This window comes from Rothia mucilaginosa, assembly GCF_964210535.1.
GTDB lineage: Bacteria > Actinomycetota > Actinomycetes > Actinomycetales > Micrococcaceae > Rothia > Rothia mucilaginosa_F.
In genome coordinates, this window is the sequence record NZ_CAXOMR010000001.1 from 99,392 (window position 1) to 124,843 (window position 25,452).

24 protein-coding genes and 4 tRNA genes are annotated in these 25,452 nt (G+C 58.2%); 7 read left to right on the top strand and 21 right to left on the bottom strand.

Annotated elements, in window-relative coordinates:
* Nucleotides 1–242 precede the first annotated feature (242 nt).
* On the top strand, nt 243–1,676 hold the full coding sequence (gene purB / locus AB8C10_RS00400; RefSeq protein ID WP_070677694.1) for an adenylosuccinate lyase: 1,434 nt from the start codon (nt 243–245) through the stop codon (nt 1,674–1,676).
* Between the two features lie 106 nt (nt 1,677–1,782).
* Here the strand turns inward: purB and AB8C10_RS00405 are convergent, their stop codons facing one another.
* Nucleotides 1,783–2,664 carry a hypothetical protein gene (locus AB8C10_RS00405; RefSeq protein WP_012902818.1) on the bottom strand — a complete coding sequence of 294 codons (882 nt, stop codon included), beginning with the start codon at nt 2,662–2,664 and terminating at the stop codon, nt 1,783–1,785.
* Between the two features lie 271 nt (nt 2,665–2,935).
* Between AB8C10_RS00405 and AB8C10_RS00410 the strand changes: the two genes are divergently transcribed.
* Together AB8C10_RS00410 and AB8C10_RS00415 are read left to right on the top strand one after the other, a co-directional pair.
* Entirely contained in the window at nt 2,936–3,997 is a 1,062-nt protein-coding gene (locus tag AB8C10_RS00410; RefSeq protein ID WP_012902817.1) for an EamA family transporter, read from the top strand.
* A gap of 185 nt (nt 3,998–4,182) precedes the next feature.
* Nucleotides 4,183–5,157 (top strand): EamA family transporter, encoded by a 975-nt coding sequence (locus tag AB8C10_RS00415; protein WP_049358274.1) that lies wholly within the window; start codon nt 4,183–4,185, stop codon nt 5,155–5,157.
* Nucleotides 5,158–5,259: 102 nt separating this feature from the next.
* Here AB8C10_RS00415 and AB8C10_RS00420 read toward each other — a convergent pair whose 3' ends face one another.
* A complete protein-coding gene (locus AB8C10_RS00420) occupies nt 5,260–6,048 on the bottom strand; it encodes a spermidine synthase (RefSeq protein ID WP_049338409.1) in 789 nt (262 codons plus the stop codon).
* Nucleotides 6,048–6,812, bottom strand: a complete 765-nt coding sequence (locus tag AB8C10_RS00425) for a DsbA family protein (protein WP_368866480.1) — start codon at nt 6,810–6,812, stop codon at nt 6,048–6,050. Before AB8C10_RS00425 ends, AB8C10_RS00420 begins: the two co-directional genes overlap by 1 nt.
* A 320-nt stretch (nt 6,813–7,132) precedes the next feature.
* Here AB8C10_RS00425 and AB8C10_RS00430 point away from each other — a divergent pair.
* Together AB8C10_RS00430 and AB8C10_RS00435 are read left to right on the top strand one after the other, a co-directional pair.
* Nucleotides 7,133–7,207: transfer RNA gene (locus AB8C10_RS00430), tRNA-Thr, on the top strand.
* Nucleotides 7,208–7,312: 105 nt separating this feature from the next.
* Nucleotides 7,313–7,579 carry a hypothetical protein gene (locus tag AB8C10_RS00435; protein WP_005504446.1) on the top strand — a complete coding sequence of 89 codons (267 nt, stop codon included), beginning with the start codon at nt 7,313–7,315 and terminating at the stop codon, nt 7,577–7,579.
* Nucleotides 7,580–7,705: 126 nt separating this feature from the next.
* Here AB8C10_RS00435 and AB8C10_RS00440 read toward each other — a convergent pair whose 3' ends face one another.
* The 3 genes from AB8C10_RS00440 to AB8C10_RS00450 form a co-directional block, all read right to left on the bottom strand.
* Nucleotides 7,706–8,581, bottom strand: a complete 876-nt coding sequence (locus tag AB8C10_RS00440) for an HpcH/HpaI aldolase/citrate lyase family protein (protein WP_070738164.1) — start codon at nt 8,579–8,581, stop codon at nt 7,706–7,708.
* 310 nt (nt 8,582–8,891) lie between these two features.
* Nucleotides 8,892–9,431, bottom strand: a complete 540-nt coding sequence (locus tag AB8C10_RS00445; protein ID WP_070738161.1) for a dehydrogenase — start codon at nt 9,429–9,431, stop codon at nt 8,892–8,894.
* 248 nt (nt 9,432–9,679) lie between these two features.
* Entirely contained in the window at nt 9,680–10,690 is a 1,011-nt protein-coding gene (locus tag AB8C10_RS00450) for an NAD(P)H-quinone oxidoreductase (protein WP_368866481.1), read from the bottom strand.
* 125 nt (nt 10,691–10,815) lie between these two features.
* Here AB8C10_RS00450 and AB8C10_RS00455 point away from each other — a divergent pair.
* A tRNA-Ser gene (locus tag AB8C10_RS00455) sits at nt 10,816–10,903 on the top strand.
* 103 nt (nt 10,904–11,006) lie between these two features.
* Here the strand turns inward: AB8C10_RS00455 and AB8C10_RS00460 are convergent.
* The 6 genes from AB8C10_RS00460 to AB8C10_RS00485 form a co-directional block, all read right to left on the bottom strand.
* Nucleotides 11,007–11,450, bottom strand: coding sequence for a hypothetical protein (locus tag AB8C10_RS00460; protein WP_049353995.1), 444 nt, complete (start codon nt 11,448–11,450; stop codon nt 11,007–11,009).
* A 188-nt stretch (nt 11,451–11,638) separates the two neighbouring features.
* Entirely contained in the window at nt 11,639–12,076 is a 438-nt protein-coding gene (locus tag AB8C10_RS00465; RefSeq protein WP_049340393.1) for a hypothetical protein, read from the bottom strand.
* A gap of 83 nt (nt 12,077–12,159) precedes the next feature.
* Nucleotides 12,160–12,594: a DUF4190 domain-containing protein gene (locus AB8C10_RS00470; RefSeq protein ID WP_005504423.1), complete on the bottom strand. Its 435-nt coding sequence runs from the start codon at nt 12,592–12,594 to the stop codon at nt 12,160–12,162.
* A gap of 172 nt (nt 12,595–12,766) precedes the next feature.
* The gene (locus AB8C10_RS00475; RefSeq protein ID WP_368866482.1) at nt 12,767–13,411 is read right to left on the bottom strand and encodes a DUF4190 domain-containing protein; all 645 of its coding nucleotides are present in this window, start codon (nt 13,409–13,411) and stop codon (nt 12,767–12,769) included.
* A 198-nt stretch (nt 13,412–13,609) separates the two neighbouring features.
* Nucleotides 13,610–14,110 carry a DUF4190 domain-containing protein gene (locus AB8C10_RS00480; RefSeq protein ID WP_368866483.1) on the bottom strand — a complete coding sequence of 167 codons (501 nt, stop codon included), beginning with the start codon at nt 14,108–14,110 and terminating at the stop codon, nt 13,610–13,612.
* Nucleotides 14,111–14,319: 209 nt separating this feature from the next.
* Nucleotides 14,320–14,667: a DUF4190 domain-containing protein gene (locus AB8C10_RS00485; RefSeq protein WP_070819268.1), complete on the bottom strand. Its 348-nt coding sequence runs from the start codon at nt 14,665–14,667 to the stop codon at nt 14,320–14,322.
* 253 nt (nt 14,668–14,920) lie between these two features.
* Here AB8C10_RS00485 and AB8C10_RS00490 point away from each other — a divergent pair.
* A tRNA-Ser gene (locus AB8C10_RS00490) sits at nt 14,921–15,012 on the top strand.
* A gap of 93 nt (nt 15,013–15,105) precedes the next feature.
* On the opposite strand, the gene AB8C10_RS00495 is transcribed toward AB8C10_RS00490, so the two are convergent.
* The 9 genes from AB8C10_RS00495 to AB8C10_RS00535 form a co-directional block, all read right to left on the bottom strand.
* Nucleotides 15,106–15,651, bottom strand: coding sequence for a SixA phosphatase family protein (locus AB8C10_RS00495; RefSeq protein ID WP_005504419.1), 546 nt, complete (start codon nt 15,649–15,651; stop codon nt 15,106–15,108).
* A 134-nt stretch (nt 15,652–15,785) separates the two neighbouring features.
* Nucleotides 15,786–16,538 carry a winged helix-turn-helix domain-containing protein gene (locus tag AB8C10_RS00500; protein ID WP_368866484.1) on the bottom strand — a complete coding sequence of 251 codons (753 nt, stop codon included), beginning with the start codon at nt 16,536–16,538 and terminating at the stop codon, nt 15,786–15,788.
* 574 nt (nt 16,539–17,112) lie between these two features.
* Complete coding sequence (gene upp / locus AB8C10_RS00505; protein ID WP_070832204.1) at nt 17,113–17,751, bottom strand: uracil phosphoribosyltransferase; 639 nt, start codon at nt 17,749–17,751, stop codon at nt 17,113–17,115.
* Nucleotides 17,752–17,959: 208 nt separating this feature from the next.
* Nucleotides 17,960–18,046 (bottom strand) — tRNA-Ser (locus tag AB8C10_RS00510).
* A 166-nt stretch (nt 18,047–18,212) separates the two neighbouring features.
* Nucleotides 18,213–18,833: a TetR/AcrR family transcriptional regulator gene (locus AB8C10_RS00515; RefSeq protein ID WP_102033562.1), complete on the bottom strand. Its 621-nt coding sequence runs from the start codon at nt 18,831–18,833 to the stop codon at nt 18,213–18,215.
* Nucleotides 18,834–18,913: 80 nt separating this feature from the next.
* Entirely contained in the window at nt 18,914–21,520 is a 2,607-nt protein-coding gene (locus tag AB8C10_RS00520) for a YhgE/Pip family protein (RefSeq protein ID WP_368866485.1), read from the bottom strand.
* A 2-nt stretch (nt 21,521–21,522) separates the two neighbouring features.
* Nucleotides 21,523–22,416, bottom strand: a complete 894-nt coding sequence (locus tag AB8C10_RS00525; protein WP_368866486.1) for a multidrug ABC transporter ATPase — start codon at nt 22,414–22,416, stop codon at nt 21,523–21,525.
* A gap of 300 nt (nt 22,417–22,716) precedes the next feature.
* Nucleotides 22,717–23,244 carry a nucleoside deaminase gene (locus AB8C10_RS00530; protein WP_049352318.1) on the bottom strand — a complete coding sequence of 176 codons (528 nt, stop codon included), beginning with the start codon at nt 23,242–23,244 and terminating at the stop codon, nt 22,717–22,719.
* Between the two features lie 41 nt (nt 23,245–23,285).
* Nucleotides 23,286–25,445 carry a RecQ family ATP-dependent DNA helicase gene (locus tag AB8C10_RS00535; protein WP_368866487.1) on the bottom strand — a complete coding sequence of 720 codons (2,160 nt, stop codon included), beginning with the start codon at nt 25,443–25,445 and terminating at the stop codon, nt 23,286–23,288.
* Nucleotides 25,446–25,452: the final 7 nt, after the last annotated feature.

Below are 25,452 nucleotides of genomic sequence, written 5' to 3' on the forward strand. Positions count from 1 at the left end.
TTTCACGGCGGGTTTGTTTTAGGCTAAATCTGTTGCGGTGACCGTGCAGGTGGAGTGCGCCAACCTGTGGATAACTCAGGCTTGTTTCGAAAAATTCGCACGTTTTGCGTCCTCAAAACCCAAAAAATGCCCCCTCCGCATCCCCTCGTTTTGTCATATTTCTGTAACTAACCAAGCCGCCCGTCACGTCCATATGCTCTTCCCGCCTCTTTTTTTCAGCGAATTCATGCAAAAATAGAGCTATGTCTCACACCAATAACACCTTCTTGCCTTCTGGCCGTATTGACCTGGGCACCGGCGAACTTGCGCTGGGCCCCCTCGACGGACGCTACGCTTCCGTGACCGCACCCCTGACCAACTACCTCTCTGAGGCGGCGCTGAACCGCGACCGCATCCACGTTGAGGTTGAGTGGTTCATTTACCTGTGCGAGCACGAGGTGCTGCCGGGTCTGTCCCCGCTGAGCGAGGAGCAGAAGAAGGGCCTGCGCGCCATTGTGACCGATTTCAACGCTGATTCTGTCGCTGAGCTGGCAGAGATTGAGGCAGTCACCGTTCACGATGTGAAGGCGGTCGAGTACTACATTGGCCGCCGTCTGGAGGGTCTGGGCCTGGGTCACCTGGTGCCGCTGGTTCACTTCGGTTGCACCTCCGAGGACATTAACAACCTCGCCTACGCGCTGGGCATCAAGGACGCCGTTGAGAACGTGTGGATTCCTGCCGCTGAGAACCTGATTGAGGTTCTGCTGAAGCTGGCTGAGGAAGGCCGCGACGTGCCGATGCTGTGCCGTACTCACGGTCAGCCTGCAACTCCCTCCACCCTGGGTAAGGAGCTGGGCGTGCTCGCGTACCGCCTGAAGCGCCAGGTGAAGCACGTTGCTGCTGCTGAGTTCTTGGGCAAGATTAATGGTGCAACCGGCACCTACGCTGCTCACTATGCGTCGGTTCCTGACGCTGATTGGCAGGATGTTTCTCGCGGTTTTGTGGAGCACCTGGGCCTGACCTGGAACCCGCTGACCACTCAGATCGAGTCGCACGACTGGCAGGCTGAGCTGTACTCGGATATCGCTCATTTCAACCGCGTGCTGCACAACCTCTGCACCGATGTGTGGAGCTACATTTCGATTGGTTTCTTCCGTCAGATTCCGGTGGCTGGTGCGACCGGTTCGTCCACTATGCCGCACAAGGTGAACCCGATTCGCTTTGAGAATGCGGAGGCTAACCTGGAGCTCTCTAACGCTCTGCTGGATTCGCTGGGTTCGACTCTGGTGACTTCTCGTTGGCAGCGTGACCTGACTGACTCCTCGGCGCAGCGCAATATTGGTGTGGCGTTTGGTCACTCGGTGCTGGCTATCTCCAATGTGGTGAAGGGTCTTGAGCGTCTGGATATTGCGACCGAGGTTATTTCCGCTGACCTGGATGCGAACTGGGAGGTTCTGGCTGAGGCGATCCAGATGGTGATGCGTGCTGAGGCTATTGCGGGTGTTCCCGGCATGGAGAACCCGTACGAGCGTCTGAAGGAGCTGACTCGCGGTCACCGCGTGGATGCAGCTCGTCTGAAGGAGTTTGTGGCTACTCTGGGTCTCTCCCCCGAGGCTGAAGCGCGCCTGTCGGCTCTGACTCCGCACACTTACAACGGTATTGCGGCTCAGCTGCTGGATCACGCGAAGAACGCTTAGTCCGTAGCAAAGGATTAAAAACTAAAGACCCCGGTTCCCTGTGTTTAGGGAGCCGGGGTCTTTAGTGTGTTGGGTCTTTGCTATGTTCTGTTAGCTGGCGAGGATTTTAGCGGCCGAGCATGCGGCGGTGGCCGGTTTCGGTGTCGTTGCCCTTGTCGCGGGTGAAGACCTTGCCTACAGCCTTACCTGCGTCCTTGACGCCCTTGAGCAGGGAGCCAGCCACGCCGGAGGAGCCGTCCGAACCTTCGCCGCCCTGTACGCGCGGTGCACGCGGGGTAATCATGAGCTCTGCGGGGAAGTAGGCGGGCGCGTCGCCGAAGGCTCGGCGGGTGTTGCGCACGACGTCCTTGCCGAGGGTCAGGTTCGCGCCACCGCCAACGACTGCGCCCACGCCGAAGGGCAGGGCACGGCCGAGCAGTGCACCGGTCTGGCGGGTGAGGAAGCGGCGGATGAACATGTTTCGGATGGTACGTTCGACGCTGAACATCTTGCCGCTGGAGGAGTTGCCGAGCAGCATGCCCCACTTGTTGGAGACACCGCCTGCCTTGCCGGTCTGCAGCAGCACGGTGTTCATGAGCTGGGAGCCTTCTTCGCCGAGCATGATTGCCATGACCATGGAGCGGGCGGTTTCGGGGTCGTGTACGTGCACGCCGTGCAGTTCTGCGACTGCCTGGGCGTAGAGTGCGGTGCGTTCGAGGTAGCCGCCGACTGCGAGCGCGGACAGGCTCATGGAGGTGACGGTGCCGACGCCGGGCACGAATGCGGATGCGCCGGTGACGCCGCCGATGGCGGTGATGTCACGCAGGTAGGTGCGGTCGAGGCGCTTGTGGATTTGTTCGGGGGTTTCGTCGGGGTGTGCTTCACGCAGTTTTTTGACGATGGACAGCGCGAGCGGTCGTTGCATGCGCAGTACGTTGTCGAGGGTGGTGGTCAGTGCGGGACGGGGGTTGCCGTCTTCATCGAATAGAGACTTCTTCGGGTCAAGCATGCTCTCAGTAAATCACGGCTTGGTGAATTTTTCCTGAATATGGGGCCTGTGGTGGGGTTTGGGGGGTGAAATTTCACCGAGGGCGTGGAGGTTTTTGATCGCTTGTTAGGGTGTTTTGGTCTTTATTTGCGCCCAATTTTAAAGCGCGTAAAATTGTCGTAGATTACACACTATTCATTGTTTGCATAGTGCGTGACCTGCTTCACGGAGATTCGGGTTGCGCCTGATGACAGATAGCGGCTAATACCTCTTCTGAATCCTAAGGAATACTATGACTTCTTCCACCCATACGCCCAATGCTGCGCGTTCTCCCCTGGCGACTCAGGGGCTGGGTGTTGCGTACGCGACCGGCGCGATTATTTCGGCGCAGTTCGGTGCGGCTCTTGCCAAGCAGCTCATGGGCGATTTGGGCCCCTGGGGCGTGGTCGCTCTGCGCCTGCTGACATCTTCTATCCTGCTGTGGGTGTTCTTCCGCCCGCAGATTCGTTCGTGGACCCGTCAGCAGTGGATGGCGGTCATTGTCCTCGGTGTCGCCCTGACCGGTGCGAATGCCTTCTTCTATGTGGCTATTGAGCAGGTTCCGCTAGCAATTGCGGTGGCTATTGAGTTTATGGGTCCGCTGGTGCTGGCGACGGTTATGTCGCGCCGTAAGCTGGACCTGGTGTGGATTGCTCTGTCATTTACGGGCATGGCGATTCTGACTGCTGAGTCCCAGGCGAAGCCTGAAGATTTCGCGTTGATGGGTGTGGTTTTCGCAATCCTGACCGCTATTTCTCGTGCCGCCTATATTCTGGCGACTGAGAAGGTTGGCGCTCTGATTCCGGGTATGGGCGGCATGGTCGTGGGTAACGTTGTCTCTACCCTGCTGGTTCTGCCGTTCCCGTTCCTGATAAGCGGCAATAACCTGTTGAAGGTCACCCAGGATGTGCACCTGCTGGCTATTGGCTGCCTGATGGGTCTGCTGGCTTCTGCCCTGCCGGCGCTGGGTGAGGTTTCTTCGCTGCGTCTGCTGCCCGCGCACATTTATAGCGTGGTGCTGTCCCTGGAGCCTGCGATTGCGGCGGCTGTGGGTATTGTGATGCTTGGTGAGGCTACCGGCCTGGTTCGTTGGGTTGCTATTGCTCTGCTGGTGGCGGCGAGTATCGGTATTTCGATTTCTCACGCTCGTGCGCAGAAGAAGGCGCAGGAGGACGGCACGCTGGAGGATGCGGACCATTACCTGCCGGGTGCGGTGGATGCGCACGCGGTGGATATTGCGCAGATGGCGACTAACTCTATTACGATTCCGTCGGCTGAACAGATTAAGGCTGACCGTGAGGCGAAGGGCCTCTAATCTACTGAACTGTAGCCGTGTCAACGGCTTCTAGCCCCCCCCGGGTAACGAGTAGGATAGTATCTCGTGTTGCCCGGGGGGGCGCGCTCTTTAAACGGCGCTATTGGAGCGTTCGTTCTGCCCCGTAGCGGCACAGCATGCACACGTGGAGAAGTACCGCCTTGTGAGGCGCAGGAAGGAGAATCATGCCGCATACTTCATCTCAACGCCCCGCACTGGGCATTATGTTTGTGCTGATGTCCTGCTCATCGCTGCAGTTCGGTGCCGCGTTCGCGATTACTCTTTTCCCGCTGTTTGGCGCTCTAGCTATTAGCGTCAGCCGCCTGGCGATTGCTTCCATAGTGGTGGGTAGCGCCGTGTGGTTGGCGGCGCGTTGGCGTACCCGCCGCGGCGGCGAAATGCCGCCGGGTGCGCTGTCTTGGTCGAAGGAGCAGTGGCGTGCCGTCATCATTTTCGGTATGACTTTCGGTCTGATGAACGGCTTCTTCTATTGCGCGATTGACCACATCCCGATTGGTTTGGCGGTTGCGGTGGAGTTCTTGGGCCCGCTGGCGTTGGCGTCCATGCTGACGCGCAGGCTCCGCGACGCGGTGTGGGTGCTCTGCGCCCTGGCGGGCATGCTGGTGCTCGGCTACGAGGCGGCGGTCGGTAAGGATACCGACTACCTGGGTCTGACGTTCGCGCTGATTGCTGGCGTGTTCTGGGCGCTGTATATTCGCTCTAGCGCGAAGGTGGGTGCCCTGGTTCCGGGTGCGAGCGGCCTGGCGGTGGCGATGCTTGTTGGTGCTGCGTTTATTGCCCCGGTGGCGGCGGTTGTTCCGGCGCCTCAGCCGATTTGGAATGCGGCGCAGGATCCGATGCTGCTCCTCATGATTTTTGGTACCGCCATGTTCGCTTCGGTGATTCCCTATAGCGCGGAGCTGATGGCTCTGCGTAACCTGCCGCAGCAGGTGTTTAGTGTGCTGATGAGCATGGAACCGGCGATTGCGGCGATTGCCGGTTGGGCGTTGCTGGATCAGGAGACCGGCCCGATTCGTTGGGTGGCAATCTGTCTGCTGATGACGGCGAGTGTGGGTATTACGCTCACCACCACGAAGGGCGATTCCCCCAAACAGAAGGATGACGGTGAGGACCCCGTTCCCGTGCCGCTACCCGAATAAAACCAAGATTCTGCCGGCGCGCGGCATAGAGAAAACCCATATACAAAACCGTTGAGGCGGGTACCGGCTAGGTACCCTCCTCAACGGTTTTGTATGTCAGGTTTAGCTCTCAGCCAGCTCGTCCAGCAGGTCGCGCAGCTCATCGGTGGTGAGCACCTCCGCCGGATGCGGGCCCAGGGCGTACAGCCAGTCCTGGGTGTCCTCGTCCAGCTCACGGGCGGTACCAACCAGCACGAGGTTGCCCTCATTCTGCCCGCTAAGCATGGAACTTTCGCACAGGCACCACACGTGGTCGAAGACTTCCAGCATGGCGGCTGCCTGCAGCTGGAAGAAGGGCAGACCCGCGTCGTCACCCACGTTGATGGCGACCATACCGCGCTCGTTCAGGGCGTCCTTGAGTCCGCGGTAGAAGTCGCGGTTCGCCAGGTGGGCGGGTGCGTCCATGCCGGTGAAGATGTCGAGAATGATCGCGTCGAAGCCGGGCACGCCCAGCAGTTCGGGCAGGTTCGCCAGCTGCTCGCGGGCGTCACCGACCACCAGCTGGCAGTCGGTTCCGGCGGGGAGCGGCAGGCGGTCCGTTACGAAGCCCATGAGCTCGGGTTCAATATCCACGGCAACCTGGCGGGAGCCGGGGCGGGTCGCCTGAATATAGCGCACGAGCGTGAGCGCACCGGCGCCCAGGTGTGCGGCGGTAATGGGTTCGCCGGCGGGTGCGAGCGCATCCACCGCGTTTGCGATGCGGCGCAGGTACTCGTAGAACACGTAGTCGGGGTTCTGTACGTCCACGTGGGACTGCTCGGCGCCACCGATTTCGAGGACGTGGCCGTGGTCGCTGAACCCGTCGGGGTGAATTTCGGCGCGCTGCCCGCCGGAGAGTTGAATGTGCGCCACTACTTCACGCCAGCTTCACGCTTGAAGGTGCTGACCAGGTCATCCACCGAGGAGGAAGAATCCAGACCCTCAATGACCTTGTCGTTCACGGCGAAGGTGGGGGTGCCCTTCACGCCAATCTTCACGGCGTGCTCGTAGTCGCGCTGGATGGGCTTGACGGTGTCGGAGGCGAGTAGGACCTTGTCGAATTCTTCGACGTTCAGGCCCAGTTCCTTGGCGTAGTCGTTGAAGAGGGTGCGCAGCTTATCGCGTTCTTTGATGTTCTTCCAGTCGTTCTGGGTGGCGAAGAGCTTGTTCGCCATTTCAACGTGCTTACCCTGAGCTGCTGCGGCTTCTACGGCGAGCGCGGCGGGTACGGCGTTGGCGTGCATGTTCAGCGGCATGTGACGCACGGTCACGTTCATGATGCCGTCAAGCTTCTTGGCGGCTTCTTCAAACTTAGGTTCTGCCTTAGCGCAGTAGGGGCACTCGTAGTCGGTGTACAGGGTTGCGGTGCCTGCACCGGGTACTTCGCGGTTGAGGCGGTAACCGACGTAGCCGTCATCGGCGGTTGCCGAAGCAGTACCCGAAGGGTCAGCGGATGCCGAAGCGCTAGCGGATGCACTTGCCGAGGTAGCGGCGGTGCTTGCAGATGCGCTCGCCGAACCGCTCGCAGACGCCGATGCGGAAGGCTGGGAGGAGCTGGAACCGCATGCGCTCAGCCCCAGGGCGGCGGCGGGCACTACGCCCAGTAGCAGGGTGCGGCGGTTGAGGGGTGAAGTCATGGTGGTTCCTCTCTCTACGGGTGGCGGGCTGGCCTGTTTGCTACATCTGTGGTTGATTAATCTGTGGTTGATGTGCACTCTGAGGTGCTGTCAGCCGCCGTGGGTATAGGGTTTATTGTATGCCTCTGCCCTGAACTTTCCCTATCTTCGGGCGGGTTTGCGGGGTGAATGCAGTGCACACCATAGCCGCCCTGTCGCCTGCTCCCAGCTGCGGGGCCGGTGTTGAAAGTAATTAGCCTCTCCCCCGCCTTTTTGGTACTATTGCGGGGTATGCACTGTTCACCGGTTGCTTTCGGGCAGTTGAGAACGGCAGCATATGCGCCTCTATAGCTCAGGGGTAGAGCATTTCCCTCGTAAAGAAAAGGTCGTGGGTTCGAATCCCACTGGGGGCTCCACATCCGCCGTAACGCGTGCCGGTTTCCGGTGTGTTGCGGCGGTTTTTAGCATCTGAGAGTTGTCGTTTTCTCGAAGATGTCACCGTCGAACTTTAGGAGATTCTCATGTCTTCTCGATCCGCATCCGCTAAGCGCCAGAGTGGCCGTGCGCAGGCAGGTCGCGCCGCTGCGGGCTCTGCACGCCCGATGAGCCCCACGATGCGTTTTGCTCTGGTGTACGTGCTGGCGCTGGTGGTTTCCCTGGCGGTGTGGTTCTTCTACCGTTCCGTGTATGAGGATGACACCTCGTTCCTGGTGCCGATTGTGATTTCCTTGGTGACTTCGTACGTGTGCGCTCATGCGCTGACGGGCGGCAAATCGCCCCGCAACTAGACCGCCGACCAGCAGCCCGCCAGGCTGTAGCCTCGTGAGGTTTCAGGCAGACAAAAGCCGCGCATCCGATTCCCCGTTCAGGGGCCGGATGCGCGGCTTTTTACACGTGTACTTTACGCCAGCACCTTACTTGGAGGCACGCTGGAAGTCGCTGTCGGTCTTGCCCCACAGGCCGTAAACCTTGGCGAGTTCCTTGACCTTCTTTGCACGCAGGTAACGCGGCAGGTAGGAGCCGTCGCGGGGGCCGTCGAGGGGCACGTCGAGCATCTGGTGTGCTTCTTCGATTTCGAGCTCGCTCGGGGAGAATGCTGCGTTGATGGTCTCAGCCTGGCGGATGTCCAGGGTGATCTTACCGGTCATGCCGTGGTCGTTTGCGAAGCCGCATGCCTTGGAGAGGTCAGCACCGTATGCGCCGAGGGTCGGGCCGTCGATGGGGCCGGGCAGACCACCCAGGGTGGAGGCGATGACCAGCTGCGAACGCACGTAGGCGAGCGCCATGGGGGTTGCGGAGGAGCCGGTGTCGCGGCGGTAGTCGCCTGCACCGAATGCGAGGCGGAAAGTGCCGATTGCGCGCGCAATTTCGACGGAGTGGTGCACACCGAGTGCAGACTCGATCAGCGCGATGATGGGGGTTCCGGGGGGCAGCTCGGCTGCGGTACGGTCAATGTCGGTAGCGTGCTCTGCGGTGGCGAGCATGACGCCTCGCAGACCCTTCACGTTCTTGAGGGCCTTGACGTCCTTCCACCAGTGTTCGGTGGTGATGGCGTTGATTCGCACCCATGCGACGACGCCGGAGTTGAGCATACGGACGACCTGTTCGCGGGCTGCGTCCTTCTCTTCAGCGGGGCAGCCGTCTTCGAGGTCGATGATGATGGAGTCAGCCTCGGATTCGAAGGCCTCTTCAAAAACTTCTTCGGTGGAGTTGGCGCGCACGAGGAGCCAGGAACGAGAGAGGCTGGGGCGCAGCTGACGTGCGCGCTCGTTGCGGTGGAATTCAAACATGGTGTGTGACTTCTTCCGTGAATTATTGTGCATTGGGTTGTGCCGTAGAGGGGCAGGAAAAAGCCTGCGGTTCTTCCGCGCGTACCATCGCATTGTGTCGTCACCTCCATTGTGACGGAACCGCATAAGAAGTGTCCTACACCCCTTCTTTAAGCGTATCGCCTGTTGAGGTGCACATCAAACTAGCTCGCCTGTTAGTCACCGTTCAGATTGGCCGTGTTCATCTGGCGGACGCGGCACGGTGGGCGGTTTAAATGAGCCTGCCCGCAGCGTCCGGTGTGGGTGCTGCGGGCGGGTCACGCGATTGGTGTTAGGCTTCGACGAGTTCGGTGCGGCCTACGGGGATTCCATCGTCGAAGGTCAGCTCGCCGGTTGCTTCCTTCTGGGCGCGCTGGATGAGGCGTTCGGCTTCCTCAATGTGCTGAAGGACGGTTTCCACGCGGCGGTGCACGCTCACCTGGCGGTCGCATCCGGTGGCACAGTTGCCGAAGCAACGTGCCATGGCGAGCGCTTCGGCGCAGAGTGCCACGGCGTTGCCCGCCTTGGAGAGGGCGCGGTTCAGGTCGGAGTAGGTGCCGAACGGAGAGGCGGGAATATCGCCGTCGCTGGGGGCGAGGCGGTGCGCTTCCATGGCGACTGCACGCACGCGCGGGATGAGGTCGGCGAGCGCGTTTGCGTCCGGCACGATGAGCTCGATCATGGAGTCGGATGAGTCGGTTGCCGCTAGGCGTTCGAGGACCTGGTGGAAGCGGTCGATACCGCGAATGAACCGGTCGTGGGATCGGCGCCAGATGCCTTTGCCGAGCTCGGCGTCGTCGCGGCGCGATTGCAGGTAGCTTTTAAGTCCCATGTGCCCTCCTCTGCGTGGTGTGTGTGCCGTGCTTGTTGATCGGTGGAGGCTGCCGGTGATGGGCTCTGCGGCGACCCGCAAACCTCCCTATACTTAGGTTACCCTAAATCTCTTTTAGTGACGAGATGTCAGCAGTCAACTGTTTATTTCAAACCCAGATTTTCTTCACGCCGCTCACGCGACGATCCCCGCGGTGCCAGCCTAAAATGGCACCGGCCTAAAATAGCACCGCGGGGGCGTAGCGATTTCTAGACCATGCGCAGCACAATCTTGCCTCGATGCTGACCCGAGTCGAAGTATTCGTGGGCGGCAGCCGCCTCCTCCATGTCGAAGATACGATCCAGACCCACGCCAATCCTGCCGGATTCAATGAGAGGCAGCACGTGTTCGCGTACACCGCGCAGAATCTCAGCCTTCTGCCGGTCCGAACGGGTGCGCAGGCTCGTGGCGTGCACTGACAGGCGGCGGGAGAGCATATACCCCAGGTTCACTTCTGCTTTGGCGCCGCCCATCAGACCGATAATGCACAGGTGACCGCCGTCGGCGAGGGTGTGCAGGTTGTCGTCCAGGTACTTTCCGCCCACGACGTCGAGGATGTAGTCAGCGCCGCGTCCGCCAGTTTCAGCCAGCAGAACTTCACGGAACGAATGTTCGGTATAAACAATCGGTTCAGCACCTAGTGAGCGCACATATTCTGCTTTTTCCTCAGTTCTCACGGTTGCAAACACGCGGGTACCTACGGCGAGCGCCAGCTGGATGGCGTGTACACCGATACCGCCGGTACCGCCGTGCACGAGCACTACCGCGGGTTCGCCGTCTTCCTTGAGGTTTTCGGCGGGGTTCATGCTCATACCGCAGGTGAGCACCAGGTTCGAGTAGACGGTTGCCGCGACTTCGGGAATACCGGCGGCTTCGGCGAAGCTCAGCTGTTCGGGTACGGGCAGCACGTGGTCGACCGGTACGGTCACGTAGTCGGCGTAGCCGCCTCCAGCGAGGAGCGCCATGACGGGGGTGCCGCAGTTCTCCACGGAGGCGCCTTCACCGACCGCTTCAATGACGCCGGCTACTTCGAGGCCGTAGATGGCGCTCGCGCCGGCGGGCGGCGGGTAGAATCCGCGGCGCTGCAGGGCGTCGGCGCGGTTGATTCCGGCGGCGTGAACACGGACGAGAACTTCGTGGGATCGGGGTACGGGGGCGGGGACTTCGCTGATTGTCAGAGCCTCAGGTCCGCCGTGACTGTTCTCAATAATTGCTCTCATGAGTCCTCCTCATTGCCGGAAGCACCATCGTTGGTGCGCGATTTACAGAAAGCTTATCGCATGAGATAATCTCGTAGTGCCCTGCGGCACGGTATTGCCATAAAATGCCGGTCTCTGGTGCGTATGGATGGTTGTCCGAGCGGCCGAAGGAGCTGGTCTTGAAAACCAGTAGGCGGTGACCCCGTCTCAAGGGTTCAAATCCCTTACCATCCGCGTTTTAGCTTCTGCTCCACGTGTGGAGCGCAAAGAGCCCCGTTCCTCGTATTGAGGAACGGGGCTCTTTGCATACGCCGTTTTGAGTTACCGGAGGGCGTCGTCAGTTGATTTGTGACAAGGCATTCGCAATATACATGAAGAGGGCGGCGATACCGATGAAAAAGCATAGCCCCAGCCAGTTGAGAATACGACCCGCTAGGGCAGGTACACCGTGCCTCTGCGCTACCCACCCCTGCCAGATACCCAGGATGTTCAGCACCGGCGCGGCGAGAGCTACCTGCAGACCACTTTCTCCAAGACCCTGGACAAGCAACCAAAACCCTAGAACGAAAGACAGCGGGCTGAGGAAGCCGAAAAGCAGGGAGAAGTTCGCAGCCCTTTTACCGTCTTGTGTTCCTTGCACAGCGGGAGGTTGCTCGCTCGCAGGTTGCTCCCAGTCGTCCGTGCCGTCAGTCTCCGGCTGTTGGCTGTCATCCGCTTGGTAGAGCTTGGCGTATTCAGGGTTGTTATCAAAATCTTCGTTATTTTGGGGTAGCTGCGACATCGCATCCACAACCTTTCACATTCCGCACGAGGGGGGTGTTAACTTCACCCTAGACCCTCCCCCGCCGAGAGAACAAGCATGTCGAGCCGATTCCACCAAACATACGGCATACATACAGCAAAGCCTCGTACCTCAACACGAGGAACAGGGCTCTTTGCATACGCCGTTTTGAGTTACCGGGGGCGCCGTTATATGCGGCCGGCTACGGCAATCAAGAACAATGCGACGATGATGGCGAAGGGAAGGGCAAAAATTACACCCGCCCAGCTGAGAATACGACCCGCTAGGGCAGGTACACCGTGCTGTTTCGCTACTCGCCCCTGCCAAATACCCAGGACGTTCAGCAACGGTGCAACAACAACTATCTGCAGACCACCACTGTCAAAATCGTGGACAAACAACCAGCACCCTAGAAAGAAAAATAGGAGGCCGAGGGCGCCGAAAAGCAGGGATACGTTCGCTGCCTTTTTACCGTCTTGTGCCCTTTGCTCGTCGGAAGGTTGCTTGCTCGCATGTTGCGTCCAATCGTCCGTGTTGTCAGCGTCAGACTGCGGGCTGCCATTTCCCTGGTAGAGCTTGGCATATTCGGGATTGTAATCAAAAACTTCATTATTTTGGGGCATCATAACCTTTCATATTCCACACACAATAGATATTAGCTTCACCCTATGCACCTACTATCGAAGGCTCCTACACCTGACAAAAACGCCTAATAACTGCGTATCCACACCCACAGTGTCCAGAGGTTCACGAGCACAAAGCTGACAATAGCCACCCAACTCAGCACGCGGCCCGCGGCAGGAATCGCACCGTAGCGATCTGCTTCCTTAGCCTTCCATAGACCAAGAGCACCCAGAGCTACAGAAGGGGTACCGAAAAGCCACCAGCCCCATACCGAAACACTGACAAGACTGAGCACACCGAAGGCAAGTGAGAGTTGCGAGGCTCGTTCCCCCAGACCCCATTCAGAAGGCTCTCTTCTCTTGTTCAGAACCGATGTCAGCGGAGGCCGACTATCAGGGTCGTAGCGGTCATTCGGGTTGTAGTCGTCATAGTGTTCGCTCGTGTTTTTATTCTGTTTTAGCCCCTTGTAGCCGAAATTCCGGTCGAAGGGGTTGGGCTCTTGCGGGTAGTAGGACGACATTGTATCCACGACCTTTCAATACCGGGTGTTAAGCCCACCCTAGACTTTCCCTGCCGGGGGAACAAGCATGTCGAGCCCAATCCACGAAACATACGGCATATACACAGCAAAGCCCCGATCCTTGCGTTGAGGAACGGGGCTTATGCGTACCCTCCAGTGAGGGCGAAAGTGTTTAGAAAAGTGCCAGCATCTGCGCAACATCCACCAGTCTGGAATTAGCTGCGGAATCAGAAAGAGCCAGCATAATCGCCAGTAGCATACTGCCACCTAAAAGCACCAGGAACATGCCACCAATAACTACGGTAATCCAGTTCAGAATACGACCAGCCGAAGCCGCCACACCGAAACGCTCAGCCTCATTAGCTTTCATAATACCGATAACGCCCAGAATCAGAGAGGGCAGACCCAGCAAGAACCAGCCAAACGTCAGAGCACAAATCAAGCCAATAATACCGAGCACCGTGGAAGTCTGAGCAGCCTTCTCACCGGCAAGCTGCTCGGGGGTCTTCTGAACAATGCCAATAGGAACCATCATGGGCTGACCGTACTGGCCGGGCTGCTGGTACTGCTGACCGTACGGGTCGTACTGATTCTGACCATACGAGTCTTGACCGTACGAATTCTGACCGTACTGGTCATAAGAATACTGATCGTAGGAGCTCTGCCCGTACTGGCCGTAAGAACCCTGACCGTATTGGCCATACTGACCGTACTGAGTGTTCTGCCCGTACTGGCCGTTCTGGTTGTACTGCTCGTTCAGACGGTTGTAGTCCGGGTTGTAGTCGTAGGGGTCTGAACCCCGAGGAGTCTGAGACATGGCATCTCACTTTCGTACGGCTGGTGTGTGTTAAACCTAATTCACCCTAACCCATGAATGGAACGGGTACAACTAAGGCCGTTATGCAACCCCGCACAACAGACTTTGATGCGCTGGATATGCGCCTTATCAGGTACGCAAAAGCCCCGCTCCTCACATCGAGGAACGGGGCTTCCGCTATACCCTGCGAATGAGCTCTTAGAAGAGTGCCAGGGTGCCGACCAGCTCAGTAAAGTGGTTGGAAGAGGAAGAAGCAGCACCTGCCGCGCCGATAAGACCCAGCAGCAGGAAACCACCGATTACAACCAAGAACAGGCCACCAAAAGCTGCGTTAATCCAGCCCATGATGCGACCGCCCGAAGCTGCAGTGCCAAAACGCTCAGCCTCATTAGCCTTCATAATGCCGATAACACCCATGATCAGCGAGGGCAGACCGAACAGCCACCAGCTAACAAAGAAGTTGCAGATCAGACCAATAATGCCGAGCACCATGGAGGTCTGACCAGCCTTCTCGCCAGCAAGCTGCTCGGGGGTCTTCTGAACAATGCCGACAGGCACCATCATAGGCTGACCGTACTGACCAGGCTGCTGGTACTGCTGCTGGTACTGCTGCTGACCGTTCTGAGCGTTCTGCTCGTTCAGGTTGCCGTATTCCGGGTTGTAGTCGTAGGAGTTAGAGTCCTGCGGGTTCTGAGACATGTGGTCCCTCTTTCGTGTGAATGGTGTGTATTGAACCTTACTCACCCTAACCTATCGCTGAGGTGGGCACAAACGGATTCGTCATTCTGGAGCTATCCGCAGCATATATGCACTGACCAGAAAACTGATGAGGCGCACAGAAGCCCGCGAACACACGGGGCGCTCGCGGGCTTCTTCAAATCATGAGGCTACTGCAGGTAGCTTCAATCTTACTGCTTTACAAAAATCTTCAGAGCGACCAGCAAAATAATACCGACGGCGCCCAGAACAGTACCGGCAATAGCCATACCGCGGTTCTTTAGCTCGGGGTTATTCATAGCCAGGCGGCCCGTCACAATAGCTACAGCACCAAGGATGTAACCGAAAGCAAACAGACACACAATACCGCTCACCAGAGAGACAATCGACAGGGTCTTTGCCTTCTTCGCCTGAGCCTGCTGCTCAGGGGTCTGAACGGGCACACCGTAAGGAGCCTGCTGATTGAACTGGGGTGCCTGCTGGCTAAACTGGGGGTCCTGGTTGAACTGGGGCTGGGGGTTGTTGGGGTTTTCAGACATGATTTCTCATTTCGTTGAGTAAATAAGACAACTCTGGCAACACTGTATGGAAAAATCACACGCCAGAGACGCCCTCTATTTATCGGTCGGACGGTAGCAGTTTATCGAAAATGCTTATAAGCCTCAAAGCCTACAATCCATAGTCCGCCCTATAGAGCAACACACGCTCAGAGATATCCCCCAAGCGTGGGTCGAATTGACCAAGCGCAAAACAGCCTATATTCTTATAGGGATGCGCTCACGAGCGCACCGTGGAGACGTGCCAGAGCGGCCGAATGGACTTCACTGCTAATGAAGGGTCGGGGTTAAACTCGACCGGGGGTTCAAATCCCCCCGTCTCCGCCACAAAAAGCCCCGTACCGGCTGGTACGGGGCTTTTGCTTTACCCATTTCATTCAGGTACAAAGCCTAGAAAAACCTGGGCTAGAAACTCCTGGTCTAGAAGCTCTTGAAGTCCACGAGGCGCGCATCCGCACCATCAAGCAGAGCCCACTCCCCCGGCACCTCAAACACCGCAATGGAAGAGGGTGGGAAACCGTAATACACATCCATGGACGCGTTCGGGTCAGAATCCGGGCTCATCAGGCGCTGCGCGGCATCCTGCACGCCGGGCAGATGCGACACCACCATCAAAGAATGAACATTCTCCGAAACACTGTTGATGCGCGCAATAATGCGGGACGCAGACACCTCATACAGCCCCTCATCCAGATGAGCAGTAGGCGCCTTCGCCCCCAAACCATCCGAAACCCAAGTCGTCGTCTGACGAGTACGCAAAGCCGACGACGACATAATCTGCTCCGGAATATAACCGCGAGCCGCCAGCCAGGCGCCAGCAGCGGCAGCCTGCTCATGGCCACGCTTCGTCAGCGGACGATCAAAATCATTCAGACCCCAATCAGCCTCCGCATGGCGCATAATAATCAGACGCTTGACCCCGCTGCGGTGCGAGCCAGATGCAGTGTTGGAAGAATTTTCAGCCATACACCCATTCTATCTAGAGGGCGCCGGAACGTGCCGCACGCCGCCACAGCACGCACACTAACACCCCCCAGGCGGGCACAAGTAAACCCCGGCGCACCGGCATCACGCCAGCACACCGGGGTGCACTCTAAAAACTAGATTGAGTATTCCGGAGCAGCCCAGACGACAACCTCGGGGTGCTCAAAGAAGCGGTAACCCTGACCGCGCACCGTACGCACAGTACCCGACAGGCGGCCCAGCTTCGAACGCAGACGACGAATATGCACGTCAATCGTACGCTCATGCGGATGCTCGTCACCGGAGCTCCACAGCGCCTTCAGCAGCTCCTCACGACCCACGGTGCGGGAAGAGTTCTCCACCAGATGTGCCAGCAGCTCGAATTCCTTGAAGGTCAGCATGAGCGGCTCACCATCCAGGAACACCTCGCGGCGCGCCAAATCAATCAGCACACCCGAAGAGTGGCTATTCGTGGTCTCTGCTTCGCGGGCGACATGCGCCTCCGGGTGCATATACATTGCGGTCGGATCACCGAGCGCATTACGTACCACCTCAAGGTCGCTACCCTCAGCATTCACCGGAGCCAACGCCACAGCGGCGTACGACTCCGACTCGGGAGCCAGGTGGTGTGCGTAAGTGCGCAGATCCTGAACGATACGCACCAGGGAGGTACCGTTCGCTGCAGCAAGTTCCTCATTCAAACCAACATAGAGCACAAAGCCGCGTGCCTCATTTTCCTGAGCCTGCTTATGGGCAGGGTCACCGGCTGAGAAAGTCATCGGACGCAACGTTGCGGCCTGCGCAACGGGACGCTGGGGCTGCACGGCCTGACGCTTAGCGGCACGACCGCGCTGGGAGATGTGGACATATCCAGGTACAGCGCCTGACATGGTTCAACCTTCTCTCAAAGTCTGTGTACGGGATCCCAGTCGTACATGGGGTGGGGTGCGCCGGAAGTGACGCCGAGGCAAACAGTCCCCAATACCTGTTGAGCCTCAATCCTCTTACTTAATATTTCTCCTATTTGGCAGATAAATCAAGCGGATTCAGCATAATGGATACCCCCTTGAGGCCAATAGGAGTACAATACCCCTCCGCTATTTTGGGAGGTTTGAGGCGCAACCTGAAGCTTTCACAATTTTTCGCACATAAATATTCACGGTTTCTTTTATGTATGGGTCATACCCTGTATTTTCATGTGAGACTGTGAATATGCTTGAAGTTTTGAAGCGCCCTCAAATGCTTTAATGTGTTCCTAATCACATATAGGGAGGGTGTTGCAAAAGCCTACACCAACACCCAGCCGCACCATCGCCACCCAAGCCCCGGACACATTAGACACGCACCGCCACACCGCGGCACGCAACCCACCGAATACTCACAAGACGTAGCAAAGCGCCTCCGCACATACATATGCAGAGGCGCCCGCTCACCGTAAGCAAATAAGCTCGCTCAGCCAGGCTATTACTCAGCCAGACCATACAGGCGGTCACCGGCGTCACCCAGACCCGGAATAATATACGCCTTCTCGTTCAGACGCTCATCACGAGCAGCCAAGAACAGGTCAACATTCTCCATGCCCTCAACGCCCTTCTCCAGAGCAGCAATGCCCTCGGGAGCAGCAATCAGGCACACACAAGTCACAGACTCAGCGCCGCGCTTACGCAGGAATTTAATTGCCTCAATCAGAGTGCCACCGGTAGCCAGCATCGGGTCCAGCAGGTACACCTGGCGGCCAGTCAGGTCCTCCGGCAGACGCTCAGCATAAGTCACAATATCCAGGGTCTCCTCATTACGAGCCATGCCCAGGAAGCCAACCTCAGCGGTCGGAACCATACGGGTCATGCCCTCCAGCATGCCCAGACCAGCACGCAGAATCGGAACAACCAGCGGCTTCGGATCAGCAATACGAACACCGGTAGTAGTCGCCACCGGAGTCACAACCTCAACCTCTTCCACGCGGATCTCGCGAGTCGCTTCATAGGCAAGCAGAGTCACCAGCTCATCAACCAGCTGACGGAAAATCGGGGACGGAGTGTTCTTATCACGCAGAACACTAATCTTGTGAGAGACCAGCGGGTGGTCAAGAATCTTAATACGCATAATACGATTTTACCCAGCCCCGAAACCGCAAGCACCGGGAAACCCACGGAAGTGGCACACACCCTATAAAACACAGCAAATACCGCCGCACAAACACCCACCAACGCGCCCACCGACGCCCCTGCCAACGCACCCGCCATCACCACCCCAAAACAATCCGGGCATGCAAAAACCCGCCGAGACGAATCTCGACGGGTTTTCGTTGGTGCGGTGGTGGAGGGATTTGAACCCCCGTTGGCTTTTACACCAAACATCATTTCGAGTGATGCACCTTCGGCCGCTCGGACACACCACCAACAGTGGAAAACTATAGCACACCCCCAACAGGAGGGCAAGAACGAGCCTACATATCGTGCGCGTACGGCAGCCGGGTATCGCCTCTTTCACGGCCCCTTTAACCGTGCCCTTTTCGACACCCGACACCGAAGTCCCGGCTACGTCTGCAGACCCAACAGGTCCGCCTAATGACGGATATACCCATCTACAACCAGCATGACAGCACGCGTTGCATCCTCAGCATTGCGCTCCGCCTGATGCACTTCACGATCCATGGCAAGCATATAAATCGCGCCGAACATAGAGATCGCAATCGCACGAGGATTCTGAGCGGTATCAACCGTATAGCGGCGAGCCACAGCCTCCGTCATCTCCTCCAAAAAATCCAGAAGATTCAGACGGTTATCGCTCATCGCCTCAGTCCAACCATCCGCACCCTTCCATGCCTCCGAAAGCCACATCCGAGTAAAACCCGGACGGTCCTCAAGATACTGGAACGCGGCGCGAACAGCACTCCGCAACGCCTCACGCGGATCAGAATGAACCGACGCCGCGCGACGCGCATCGCTCAGCAGCAACTGCGTGCCGTACTGAACCAGCTGATCCACCATGGTCTTCTTAGAACCGAAGTTGTAATACACGGTTCCCTTAGAAACACCCGCCCGGGCAGCCACCTCTTCAACAGTGGCGTACTCAAGCCCCTTTTCGGTCATGATTTCCATAGCAGCGTTGAACAACTTCAACTGAGTTCTACCTGTACGGCCGGGACGACGACTTGAAGCTTCAGCGACTGGGCGCTGCAACATCAGCAGTCCTCCCTCCCTTTTTGCAGATATATCTCTATTTTATTAGACAGTTTTCCCCCGGTGCGACTAAACAGGGTTTGTTACACCGTAATCTCCGGAGCCAGCTTCTTCAGGGACCACGTACGATCACGACGCGTGCCAATGTAACCCAACACCAGACCAGCCAGACCCCACAGAGTCAAAACCAGCATGATGCCCCACAGGCTCGACTCATTAATGCCATACGCCAAACGACGCGTACCCGCCACCGCATAGCCCATCGGGAAGAAATCATGCATCCAACGAATCGACTCAGGCAAAGTCTCATACGGCATCGTGCCGCCCGCAGTAATCAACTGCAGAATCAGAATGACCAAAGCAACAAGCTTGCCCGGCGCACCCAAAATCACCGTCAAACCATGAATGAAACCGGTAAAGACCAAAGCCACATAGCAGAGGAACAGCCACACCAGCCACGGATGAGCCATCTCAAAGCCCAAACCAAACTTAATCGCGGCAAACATCAGAGTCGCCTGAGCAATACCCACCAGCCCGAACGGCATCCAGCTACCGAGCATCACACGAATCGACGGAGCATGCGACGCCAACGCACGGTTATTCATCACGCGCAGCGTCTGAACCAGCATCAAGCCGCCAATCCACAACGCCAAGCACATGAAGAACGGACCCATGCCCTCACCATAGTTACGAGCCGACGCCAAGGAATCATGCGACAAAGTCACCGGGTTCGACATCGTATCCGCAACCTTCGCCTGATCAGTCGGCGCAAGACTCGGAACCTGCTTAGCACCAGAAGCCAGGCCGCTCTCCAGCGACGAAGTACCATCCTTCAACTCGGAAGCACCATCATTCAGCTGCGAAGAACCGTCAGACAGCTTCGCCGTACCGTCAGAAAGCTTCGACGCACCATCCTTCAGCTCATTCGCGCCATCAGCCAACTTCTGCTGACCCTCAACCGCAGACTGCTCCTTCTCCGCCAAAGTACCGCTACCATCCTTCAGCTCGGCAGTACCGCTCTTCAAAGAATCAGTACCCTCCTTCAGCTCAGAAGCACCACCAGACAAAGTCGCAGAACCACTCGCAAGGCTCGAAGCACCCGAAGCAATCTTGGAATTACCATCAGCCAGGCTCGCCGAACCTGACGCCAACGAGGACGCGCCAGCATCCACACGAGCGGCACCATCAGCCACCGACGAAGCGCCCTTGGCAAGCGAAGATGCACCGGAATCCAGCGAATCCACGCCAGTCACCAAAGTCTGAATCTTCACCGCAGTCGACGACGAACCATCAGAAACACAATGGCTCGACTTCAACGCGCGCAACTTCGACAGAGCATCAGCAGCGGCAGCATCACGAGTAGCCAGATGCGACTGCAGAGCCTTCTGATTCAGCTCAGCAACCTCATTCTTCGTCTCCTCAGAATCAACAGCAGCGACCAGCTGATCAGCCTGCTCCTGAGTCAACGTACCCGCCTCAACCAGCGGAGTCACCCGAGCACGCACCTTCTGCGCACTCGCAGACACCACAGTATTCGACAAGTCACGACCAAAATCGCCGCTACCAGCAGAAGTATCCGTCTCATGCAGACGCATGCACATCGCGTTCAGCTCAGCCGGCAACTCACGAATACCAGCCTGATCCATGCCTTCACGCAACTGATGAATACCCGACGCCAAATCATTAGCACCCTTCGCAACCGCCGCCGAACCGCTCTTCAAGCTCGCAGTACCCTCAGCCAGGGTCGCCGAACCGTCCTTTAGCTTCGACGCACCCTCAGAAGCAGACGCCGCCGCCGAAGCCAAGGTCGACGAACCATCCTTCAAGCTCGAGGCACCATCAGCAAGCTTCGCGGCACCAGAATCCAGCTTCGCCGCACCAGAATCCAAAGTCGACACACCATCAGCAAGCTTCGCGGCCCCCTCAGCCAACTGCTTCTGACCATCCAACAACTGCGACTGACCATCAGCCAGAGAGGAGGTACCATCCTTCAGCTTCACGGCACCATCATTCACCGTGGCGGTACCGTCCTTCAGCTGAGTGATAGCGTCCGCCAGCTTCACCGTACCGTTATTCACCTTCGACGCACCATCAGCAGCCTCATCCATCTTCGAATGAATCGTCGTGAAGCTAGCCAACAGCGAATTAGCCGTCGAATTACCGACCTTCTCAGCCACCGAATCACGCACCGCAGTGCCCGCCTTCGTGACAATATTCGTCAGCACATAGTTATTCGCGTCATTCGTAATGACCTCGATACCCGCCGAACGCGCATCAATAGGGCCCGTCTTACCGTCAGCATCAGGCTTAAACGAACCGGCACTCTGCAAATTACGCGAGAAATCCTTCGGAATCACCATCGCAAAGTCATAGGTGCCGTTCTCCACACCCTCGACAGCCTCAGTACGAGTCTGCACCTGACGCCAATCAAACGTGCCAGCATCCAGAAGATTCTTCTTCACGTCAGCACCGGTATTCACCTGCTTACCTTCGGAATCCGTCGCGCCCTCATCCTCAACCACGAGAGCACCCACAATGCCATTCACATTGCCGTAAGCATCCCAGTTACCGTACAGGTACAGGGCGCCGTACAGCAGCGGGATGCAAGACATAGCAAGAAGCACCAGAACCGGCAAAACACCGCTGGTCAGGCGCTTAAGCTCAACAAGAGCCACACGCAGAACAGTCATTCTTACTCCTTCTCAGCGGTCTTCTGGGCAACAGTCTTCTGGTTGCCGGTCTTCTGGTTATCAGTCTTATGGTCAGTGGTCTGAGCGGCTCCGGAAGTGCCGGATACCGCGGGGGTGAGGGAAATCGAAGAGGTCAAGGGGATTTCCTCCACCTCACGCACCTCAATCACATCAATCACGGGTTCAGTCTCAGTTAGCTCTTCCGTCTCGGGCTGCTCTTCCACGGACTCCTCCGCCAACTCGAACTCACCGTCCTGATCCATGTGAACACTACCCACCACAGCACGAGCACCCCGCCAGGACTCCGAAATATGAGGCACAATTGCCACCACCGTGCGCGGGTGGTCCTCATCGGCGGCAAGCTCCTCCAGGTACGGAAGCCACATGTACGTATGGTTCAGGTGGCGGGAAGGAGTATCAAAAACCAGCAAGTCAGAGGGGCTATGCTGCGCCAAAGCAGCCATCAGCTCAATGTTCATCTCGCCGCTAATCTCGTCCATCCACAAGCCGTCCAGGTCCTCAAGACCGCGCTCGGCCAGCCAGCGGCTCGCGCGGGAACGACCAAAAATCGGCAGGTTATAGGAGAGCATCTCCGACACGTAATCGTGCACGCGCATATGCTGCTCAGGAGCGGTCACATCAGGAGAGTCCACCACGCTGCTGAGAGCACGCAGACGCTTCATCGAAATAGGGCGAGGCTCATCATCGCCTTCGCTCCAGCTAATCGTGCCGCCGGACAGGGGAAGGCGACCAGTCAGCGCCAACGCGAGAGAGGTACGCTCCAACTGGCTATCCGCCTGAACAATAATGACTTCACCCTCACCCACTGAGAAGGTGGTGCGGTCAAAAAGCGGAGTGTGGCGCCCTTTCGCCCAAATATTGTCAACGCTTAACACGGTTAGATCCCCTCAGAGAATGGATGGTTCGGGTGAGTTTCTGGGAGTCATCCGCGGGCACCGCGCGGGGTATTAAACGTCAAGCGCGGGCAGGCGGAGGCTCCAATGCCTATATATGGTAGACCCGGTTATGTGTGATGTGGTGGGCTTTTCTTGAAATTCAGGGGTCATTTTTGAAATTTTTGAAGTATTTTTCAAATAAATCGGGTTTTTCGTACAAATAACGCGAAAAGCCACGTAATCTCTGCACGGCTTTTCGCGTTTTACGAACCATCTTTTAGGGGTGAGGCCTAGGGGCGATCAGGGGCGGCGTTCCTTAAAGAAGTCCACCATCAGCTGCGCACACTCATCAGCACACACACCCGCATACACCTCGGGAGCCGGAGCAACCCTGCCGTCACGCAGCACATCGTAACGACTGCCAGCAGCCCCCGTCTTCTCCTCCCAGGCTCCAAAAACCACCGTCGAAACGCGCGACGCCAGGATCGTGCCGGCGCACATCAGGCACGGCTCAACCGTCACCACGAGCGTGCACCCGTCCAGGCGCCACTGACCACGATGCGCCGCCGCCTGACGAATCGCATTCACCTCCGCATGGGCACTGGGGTCATGCTCCCGCTCGCGGGTATTGCCCGCCGAACCAATAATGACGCCCTGCTCATCCACCACCACAGCACCGATAGGGATCTCGCCACGCTCACCCGCGGCGGCACCCTCGGCGAGGGCGCGGACCATCCACTCGCCGTGTTCGGGGCGAGCGGGAATATCGCTGAGCACAGCGGAAGAACCGTCTGTGACCGTCAATTTTGAATATTCCGAATATGACATACAACCTCGTCAGGGGAATAAATAAACACTAATGGGCGCAACTAGTGGGTGGCAGCCAAAGAGAAAGGATACACCGCAGAAGCACCTGCCAGCCGCAGCTCACGCGCCACAACCGTAAACGCCCACCGCGAATCCACCACATCAGAAACCAGCAGAACAGGGCACCGATGCTCACGCACATAGTCCAGAACCTCTGCAGGCACCCGGTACGAGCGCAGCACATCCGCACAACGGAACGCGCTATTACCGCCAAAGAAACGCGGCTCCCCCACCAGAGACACCCAGCCCAAATCCACCAGACGACCCACCGACGCCAATCCCCTACCCAGGGACTGAGCCAAACGAGGACGCACCGGCGACGGCAGAGTCAACACCGCCACCGGACGACCCGCCTCAGACCACTCCCAAGCGGCAAGCACCTTCACGCAGGCGCGCCCCAGCTCGGCAGGGGCCTCAGAATCAACCGGTTCACCCAGCTCATTCGTCGCCAGAAGCTCACGCAGACGAGTACCGTACCCCATGTCGCTCAGACGCGCCAAAGCGTAACCGGATTCAGCCTGCTCGTCCTTAGACAAACGACCGCGCGGCGCATCCGCACCCATCAGCTGATCCAGCCCGCTCGGCCACATGCGGCGCGGCTGCAGGGGCACGCCCACCGTATTGAAGCTACTCTGTGCCGCCTGTTGCGCCTCAGCGGGAACTTCAACCGGGTACCAGGGGCCCGCACATACATCGCAACGACCGCAAGCAGTCGCGGAAGCATCATCAAGCTGCTGAGCCAGGAAAAGCATACGGCACTGGCTAGTGCGTTCATACTCGAGCATGGCGTTCTGCTCCACCACACGCGCCTGCGCCACCGCCGCGTAACGGGCACTATCGTACTGCCACGGCAAAGAGGTTCGACGCCAATAGTTGCCTTCCTTCACGGCGGCACCCTCAACGTCCAGCACCTTCAGCAGAAGCTCCAGGGTGGAGCGGCGCAGCTGAACGCGCGCCTCCAACGCGGTAATACTCAACCCCTCCGGGGACTGGGCGAGGACATCCAGCACCGCCAGCGCCTGTTCCTCGTTAGGCATGGAGGCGGTCGCAAAATACTCCCAAATGGCGCGGTCTTCACGACCGGGCAGGAGCAGAACATCAGCGTTGACGGCGCCTCGTCCGGCGCGGCCAATCTGCTGGTAGTAGCTCACCGCAGACGACGGCGCACCCAGGTGCACAACAAAACCCAAATCAGGCTTATCAAAACCCATACCGAGGGCACTCGTCGCAACAAGAGCCTTCACCCTGTTTTCCTTGAGCGCCTGCTCTGCAACCAGCCGCTCATCCGGGTCAGTTTTACCGGTGTAAGCAAGCACCTCGTAGCCGCTGGCACGCAGAGCATTTGTGGTATCTTCTGCCGCAGAGACAGTCAACGTGTAGATAATGCCCGAACCGGGCAGGCTGTTCAGGTGCGTGAGCAGCCAACCGATGCGTTGCGCCTCATGGGGCAGGGTCAGAACGCCCAGGCGCAGGGACTCGCGGGACAGCGGACCACGCAGCACATGCACGGGTGCGGTGGTATCGGTGCTGAGCTGTTCGGCGATATCGCGGCTAACGCGGTCATTCGCGGTTGCGGTAGTCGCCAGCACCGGCACACCCACCGGCAGAGATCTAATGAGCGAACCAATACGGCGGTAGTCGGGGCGGAAGTCATGGCCCCAGTCAGAAATACAGTGCGCCTCATCAATGACGAGCAGACCCAGGCGCGGCAGCAGGTACGGCAGCCACTGCTCACGGAACGCCGGGTTATTGAGGCGTTCGGGGCCCACCAGGAGCACATCAAGCTCGTCAGCTTCGAGGCGGGTACGGATTTCATCCCATTCGGTGACGTTCGCGGAGTTCACCATGGCGGCACGCACTCCCGCGCGGGATGCCGCCTCAACCTGATCACGCATGAGGGAAAGCAGCGGGGAGACGATAAGAGCCGGGCCCATACCGCGGGCACGCAACAGCAGGGAAGAAATAAAGTAGACCGCAGACTTACCCCAGCCGGTACGCTGCACGACGAGGGTGCGGGCGCGGTCGGCTACGAGGGCGCGAATCGCCTCATACTGGCCGTCGTGGAACTCGGCATTAGTGACGCCGGTGAGGCAGCGCAACACTTCACGGGCTTCAGCATGCAGGAGATCGGCGGGGCTGGACGCTGGCTGTTCGGGGTTCATGGTTCTC